The following is a 6,901-nucleotide window of genomic DNA, read 5'->3' on the forward strand; positions in this document are numbered from 1 at the left end:
AAAGGGTTCATGCTCATCAGCCCAACCTCACTCAGTCATCTCAATCAGAAACACCATAAACAAAACACAACTAACACAACCAAAACACACCGAACGGAACGGCTGCACCAAGCTTTCCGGGCAACAAAAAAGGCCCCCGTCCGGGGGCCTGATCAATGCGCCATACCTGGCTGCGTGGCGTCAGATGGGGCTGGAACGTCAGCCCTTTGCGCCCTGACCGCGTGCATAAACATCCTCGTACCGGACGATATCGTCCTCACCGAGATAGGTTCCGGTTTGAACTTCAATCAGAACCATCGGCACCTTGCCAGGGTTCTGCATCCGATGCACCGCCCCCAACGGGATGTAGACCGATTGGTTCTCGGTCACCAACTGTTCCTTGTCGTCGATCGTCACAAGGGCCGTGCCTTCGACAACGATCCAGTGTTCCGAGCGGTGGACATGGCTTTGCAGGCTCAGCGACGCGCCGGGGTGGACGTGAATACGCTTAACCTGGAACCGGTCGCCAACCACAAGGCTTTCGAACCAGCCCCAAGGGCGGTGATCCTTGGGGAAGGTTGTGGCCTGTGCAGCGCCTTTTTCCTTTAGCGCGCTCACCGCTTTCTTAACGTCCTGGGCCCGCGAGGCATCCGCAACCAGAACCGCATCATTCATCGCCACGGCGATGATGTTTTCAAGCCCGATGCCCACCAGCTCCAACTGGTCACTGTCCGAGCGCAACAGCGCGTTGTGGCAATCAATGGCTGTGGCTCCGCCGCTGGTCACCACGCCGTCAGAATCCGGCCCGCTTTCTCGCCAGACTGCATCCCAGCCACCCAGATCGGACCAAGCCGCGTCAAACGGGACAACCGACAGGTTCGTCGCCTTCTCCATCACCGCGTAATCGATTGAGATATCTTCGGCCTTGCCCCAGGGTTCAGGGTTCAGGCGCAGAAAGCCCAGATCCGGCGTTGCCGTATCGACGGCTGCCTCGACGGGCGATATCAGTTCGGGCGCATGAGCCCGGAAGGCCGCAATCATATCCGATGCACGGAAAAGAAAGATCCCGGCATTCCATTTGAAATTGCCCGCTTCGAGCATTTCAGTTGCGCGAGCCAGATTTGGTTTTTCCACGAACTTTTTCAGCGGAACGGGTGATCCGCCGCTGTTCGATGCGCTCGCCAATTCGAGATAACCATAAGCCGTTTCCGGATGCGTTGGGGTGATCCCGAATGTTACCAGTTGCCCTTGCTCGACAGCCTCCAACCCGCGGGCAACCGCATTCTGGAACGCCGCCACATCAGGCACTACGTGGTCGGACGGCGCAACCAACAGCACCGCGTCCGGATCCTCGGCATGGGCGCGCAGCGCGGCAGCGAGGACCGCTGGGGCCGTATTTCGCCCTTCGGGCTCAATCAAAATGGCACCGGGATCAATGCCGACGGCCTGCAATTGCTCGGCCACGATGAAGCGGAAATCCGAATTGGTCAGAACCACCGGAGCAGCGAATTCCAACCCCGCCGCCGCGCCGGACAAACGCCGAGCTGAGGCCTGGAAAAGTGTCTCATCCCCAACAAGCGGCACAAATTGTTTGGGGTAACTCTGCCGCGACAACGGCCAAAGACGCGTCCCGGACCCGCCGCAAAGAAGAATAGGGGTGATCAACATGATAAGCTCGAAACCTGATTTAATTTAAACAGGTCCTATTAGATGTGAATTAGCGTGACAAGATTTTGCTCAGCTTCAACAGGAAAAAGCAAGTGCAACCGCGGATTTGCGCTTGTACGGGCTCAGTCTTCAGCCTTGTGCCGTCAAAAATCTGGGCTCCCCACCATCCAGGCAAACTGCACTTAACACACCAGTTGCAAAAGCGCCGGTATCAATGGAAATTCGTCCCTTTTGCGCGCCAGCCTCACCGACAATCGTATGCCCGTGTACAACCCAAACACCGTCGCGCCTGATTGTTTTTAGAAATGACGGATGACCCCAGATAAGGGTCTTTTCCGACTGGTCGGTGGGCGGAACATTGGGGTCAGCACCGGCATGCACCACAAGGACGTTGCCCGACATTTCCCAGGTCTTCAGCCCGATCACCCATTGATACAACGTGTCGCCCATCGCCTCTTGAAACCTGTCCCGGCACTCTGTCAGCTCATCACCGGTCATCTCAGCCCGGACCCCGCGCACATCGAACGAGGCCAAGGTCTGCAACCCGCCATAACGCAGCCACCGCGGACCCTGTTCCAAAGGGTCTTTCAGGAACCGCAGCATCATCTCTTCATGATTGCCTTTCAGGCAGGTTATATTGGGGCGCGCACTGATCAGGCGCAAGACCTCGGCGCTGCATTCTCCGCGGTCGACATAATCGCCCACCAGAATGATCCGATGGTCCTGCGGCACCTTGTTCAGTAGCTTTTCCAACTGCACGACACAGCCATGCACGTCACCGATTACGCATATTGGAGTATCTGGGGTTGGTGGCAGAAACGGGGCACGCCGCCTGAATCGTCCGAAAAGGGATGACAGCACGATGAACTTTTCTCCTGCCCGGTTAGCCGTGAAAGGAGCCGATACAGGAAATCCGGCACCGGCCTTAGATCCACACGTGATACCCGGTGACCTGACTGCGGGCAAGACCGGGTTCAGGCGGTTCGGCAAGCGGGTACGCCCATTTGAATGATCTCGCGGCCTTTGACCTTATAAAGCCCGTTGATCCGGTTTCGGGCTTTGGTCATGAACCAGGATTTCAGCGGTTCCGGATAGTAGGCGGCCATGATCTGGCTGAAATAGTCGAAATCATCTTGCGCAAGCCGGCGACCGTTTCGGGAAGGGCCGTGAAACCCAAAGGTGGTATCAGGATCAACGCAAGTTCCGGGCAACCCCAGAAACATCGTGCATGTCGAATAGCAGATACGGCCCCTGATCTCGACCAGAACTCCGTTGCGCTTGAGGTTTTCCAACTCGATCAAACGGTCATGCAGATAGCCGCCGCGATCGCTTCCCACCACAAGTAACTGCTGTGCCTGAGCGCGTGTTGGCGCAAGGGTCACCGGTATCAATGTCGCGACACTCAGCAAGACGGTAAAAAACCGGACAATGCTACAAGCAGAGCGCTGTCCTGTTTGCGTTGACGCTTTGAAACAACAGTCGAGGAAACCCGGCATGGTTCTATCTCCGATTCCAGTAATGATCTGGATCAGGGCTAGAGAACCGCGATGCCTCAGCTGTGCGCTGCCTGTGGCGAAACTTGGCCTTAAATCAATGTTTTAATAGGTTTTTTACGTAAACTTTCCATGTCCAATACGCACGCAGCGTTGCGCGAATGACGCTTAGAGTCATGGGACGGTCTTAGATTCGGTGTCGCCGGGCGATACAGCGACAGATGCGTCTGCCCGATAGAACAAGCGCACAGAGATCAATACTCTCAGTCACTTGTAAACAAAACGCAGTATATCAGATCAAACACCCTTTACCAAACTGCCCACAAGTTTTGGACGCAACCAAGCGTGCGGGCGCGGATGTTTTTTGTTGTTTACCAGAGACTTGAAGCCAAACAGGGCTTTTCACCCGCATGTTTGTTCAGCAGCTTTGGAATAAAGCGGGCAAGTTCTAATTCGACCAGCGCTTGGTACGCCGCTGGAGACGCCAAAGATCACACCAGTAAGAAATCCGCCAAGGTGAGCAAAGGGCGACCTTCCACCACTTCCGACTTTCCTGAAAAAGCTTTTGTTCATATTCCTTTTTGGAATAACGTTTGGGCAGCGCGATGTGAATCTTAGAACTGAATTCCTGAGACGTCGCAGACGTATCGGGTGCGTTCAGCATCGCACTGGTTTGCAATGCCAGCTGACGCCTAAGCCCGACTTCAAAACTCGAGGGATGCACATAATCCACAACCATGTTGGCGCCGTCACCATCGCTATCTGCCCAACTGTCACCCAGCGCAGTATTGGCGAACACAACCGTGCTTTGCAGGTTGTCCCAATCGCTGTAGAAACTGTCCCATACCGCCGGGCGCACGATGTCCTGCAAAACGAACCCTTCGGCAAGAAACAGCAAAGCCCAAAAGCTGGGCCATGAAATCAGCAGGTCCTGAACCTGTTGTTCAGCTACAGGAACCGGTGAGAATACTACAATATCAGCGTAACTCGTTAGCAGGTTTACGCTGTGTTCCGCTTCACTCAGGCTTGCCGCAGGAACGCCCTTAGTGACGTGAATGATACGAAGGCCACCATCAGTGGCCTTCTGAGGAGAAACGGTCTTAGACAGCGCGCTAAAGGAAGATTGAGTGACACGTGGAACACCGCTCTGCTCATAGGCCGCGCACCATTCCGTGTGCTTTCGGCCTTCCAGAACGATAATTTCACTTACATGTTGCTTGCACGCTGAAACAACCTTCTCAACGGCTAAGCTCCTTGTTTCACTGTCATTCATTCAGATTTACACTCTGGCGGGTTTAGTAGGTATTCATAAAGATTTGGACCGCTGTCCGGAATTTCGAGCCACATTAAAAATGCTGCCCAGATATCTCTAACCTCTGATTTTGAGACATTGAATGGGCGATTTCCGTAAACGAACTCCAGTTGCTTCCCAGCAAAAGCGGCGCACGCGATAGCAGGATTACATCTGCCAGCGCATATTTAAGCTGCACTTCAGATCGGTCATATACCGTTCTTGGCAGGCTGGTCACGCGATCTTGGTATTTCGCAGCGAAAGCACCATAGGATTCAGAGTTATCCGACGCCAGAAAAATCGTGGAATCGGCCTTGGCCTCCAGCAGTTGATCCAGACGTTTGAAGAAGAACGCATAGTGGGATCTGCTGCGGGCACGTCTGGAAATCTCGTCTTCTGACCGCGACCAGGCTCCGGGAACGTCCCCATGAGGGTCCGTAGCCGCGCCGCCATTCATACGCACATGTACGGCGATGTCGTTTTGGCTGCGTACGGACTCGATCATCTCTTGCACATCCGCACTCGGTTTCAGCTCACGCAGGAATTTCCGTTCAATGGGGTCGTAGGGTTTGCCGAATGTAAACCTGTAGGCCGATTGGATAACGATATCCCGCTGCGCCTTAACCAATGAGGCGGTGTCAAAGGCCTCCCGGAATGCCTTGCTCATCAGGTCGACCGTTAACGCGTTCTCCGGGTCGTTCTCTTTGGTATCCTCGACAGCCCCGTCAAAGTCGAACAATGACGCAAAAGTGCAATCGCAATGTTCGTCAGGCACCCAGCGAATGATCAGTTCGCGATCGTGGATTTGTGAAAATGAAAACCCCGAAGCAATTGCGCGCAATCGGTTGCCCAAACCATGTTGCGCATCGACGACAAGTTTCGGCTTTTGCAGGCTATGCCCCAGCGGAACGGTAACTTCGCCTGTATTCTCTTCCGGTTGCAGCGACGTGTTGCTGATGGCCACAATGGCGTCTTCCAACGAGCGGGTCATCAACGCATAATCCACAGCTTCGCAGGAAACAGAGACCGCAACACCTTTGAACACATCATGTATTGCACTAACCGCTGCTTCGGCGCGTTCCATCCTCGTGCCAATAAGGTTTGTATCTACGCCGTAGGGGTGGCTGCGTCTTAACTGCACTATGTTCCCGGTTTCACTAAGCACCTGGAAACCCGTCATTGGGCAACTCACATCCCATGGGGCGCAGGACGACGCAGTTTGCCGGTTCAGCGCGATCCAGAACTGCGGATAAGATTGCACTTCATCCCATCCGGTGACCGGTGTGCTTTTGGGGCGCTCAACGCGTCTTACGTCGGAATGATCAATATGGCTGATGGTGTCGGGATCGACATCTTCTCTTTGCACGCCTGCGTCGGTTAGACGTCCATACAGATCGTCATCATCCCAGCCATAGGTGACAATCCGTTCGTTGAAACCATTTACAGCCAACAGATTTTCTCGCCCAACGACAAAAAAGCCGTTTACATGGCTTTGTCCGGATTTCGCCTGGCGCCAGTTCCCTGCAGTCAGTTGGTCAACACCTGTTGTGTTGCGGCTAAAGAACTCTGAATCGAGGATAATGTCACTGTCGACTTTGATAATCTTGTCTTTGGTCGCAGCGCGGAATCCCAGATTATACGCGTGGGACAAAATCCAGGATCCTTCATCCTCGACCCGAAGAATGCGTATACGTGGATCAGTTATCCCCGCTTTCCGAAGAGTGATCTCAACCGGAATTTCCGAACTCCAGTCCACGATGATAACTTCGCCAATTTCCTGATGCACAAGCCACGTTGGCAATGTCTGCGCCAGGTGGTCATTTCGGTTCATGCAGCATGTGACAGCAGCAAAACCGGGTTCTATGGCTGCATCGGGTTCATATTCTGCGCCAGCTTCTTCAAATTTTGGAAGGTTGCGCCAAACGTCAGGTTGCGTTCGTATCTCATTGTAGAGGGCAGAAACCGAAGTTGGTGATTTAGCGTTCCGCACCGAAAGCTGTGCTCGAATCAAACTGCGAAATGTGTCCCTGGCGTCAACTGTTGTGACGGTGTCATCAGATGCGTTCGCATCGCAGAGGCTTGCAACTATATCTTTAGAAGATTGCATTTTCTCAGTTTGAACCCTTGGTATGCCAATGCCTTCGGTATTTTAATATTTTGGTCGTTCAGTACATTCCACCTGGGATTGCGTACAAACAACTTGAGCACCGAGTACCTGTTTGTTCAGGCGTGTCAATCACCAAAGACGGTATCTTTGAAGCAAGCCTCCAAGATTTCAACCTGGATGAGCGGTGATACGCCGGAAACATTGTTTTGACGCCCTTGTCAGGTCAGCTTGCTGTCTTGGTTGTGTTCCAGTTATCTGGAGTTTTAGGTTATTGGCCTCGCATCGCTGAGGTCAATTTGGTTTTCCGGCATTGAAGCTTTGTTTTGGATGGGGTTATTGCCTCTCACCCCATTGTTTTATGGT

The 6,901-nt window shown here is 53.5% G+C and carries 5 protein-coding genes; all 5 read right to left on the bottom strand.

All coding sequences use genetic code 11. The features are described from left to right. Positions 1-198: 198 nt before the first annotated feature. Positions 199-1,647 (bottom strand): mannose-1-phosphate guanylyltransferase/mannose-6-phosphate isomerase, encoded by a 1,449-nt coding sequence (locus ACR0JB_RS21645; protein ID WP_170352129.1) that lies wholly within the window; start codon positions 1,645-1,647, stop codon positions 199-201. Positions 1,648-1,776: 129 nt separating this feature from the next. Continuing rightward, positions 1,777-2,508 carry a metallophosphoesterase family protein gene (locus ACR0JB_RS21650; RefSeq protein ID WP_425082675.1) on the bottom strand — a complete coding sequence of 244 codons (732 nt, stop codon included), beginning with the start codon at positions 2,506-2,508 and terminating at the stop codon, positions 1,777-1,779. A 113-nt stretch (positions 2,509-2,621) separates the two neighbouring features. Further along, positions 2,622-2,987 carry a hypothetical protein gene (locus ACR0JB_RS21655; RefSeq protein ID WP_425082674.1) on the bottom strand — a complete coding sequence of 122 codons (366 nt, stop codon included), beginning with the start codon at positions 2,985-2,987 and terminating at the stop codon, positions 2,622-2,624. A gap of 601 nt (positions 2,988-3,588) precedes the next feature. After that, entirely contained in the window at positions 3,589-4,413 is an 825-nt protein-coding gene (locus tag ACR0JB_RS21660) for a hypothetical protein (RefSeq protein WP_170400155.1), read from the bottom strand. Between the two features lie 73 nt (positions 4,414-4,486). Next, entirely contained in the window at positions 4,487-6,262 is a 1,776-nt protein-coding gene (locus ACR0JB_RS21665; RefSeq protein WP_170400153.1) for a galactosyltransferase-related protein, read from the bottom strand. Positions 6,263-6,901 lie beyond the last annotated feature (639 nt).

The sequence above is a fragment of the Ruegeria sp. BI7 genome (assembly GCF_056537925.1).

Excerpts from the sequence above, each read along its gene's own strand:
- ACR0JB_RS21660 (WP_170400155.1), bottom strand. The coding sequence starts at position 4,413 with ATGAATGACAGTGAAACAAGGAGCTTAGCCGTTGAGAAGGTTGTTTCA.
- ACR0JB_RS21645 (WP_170352129.1), bottom strand. The coding sequence starts at position 1,647 with ATGTTGATCACCCCTATTCTTCTTTGCGGCGGGTCCGGGACGCGTCTT.
- ACR0JB_RS21665 (WP_170400153.1), bottom strand. The coding sequence starts at position 6,262 with ATGAACCGAAATGACCACCTGGCGCAGACATTGCCAACGTGGCTTGTG.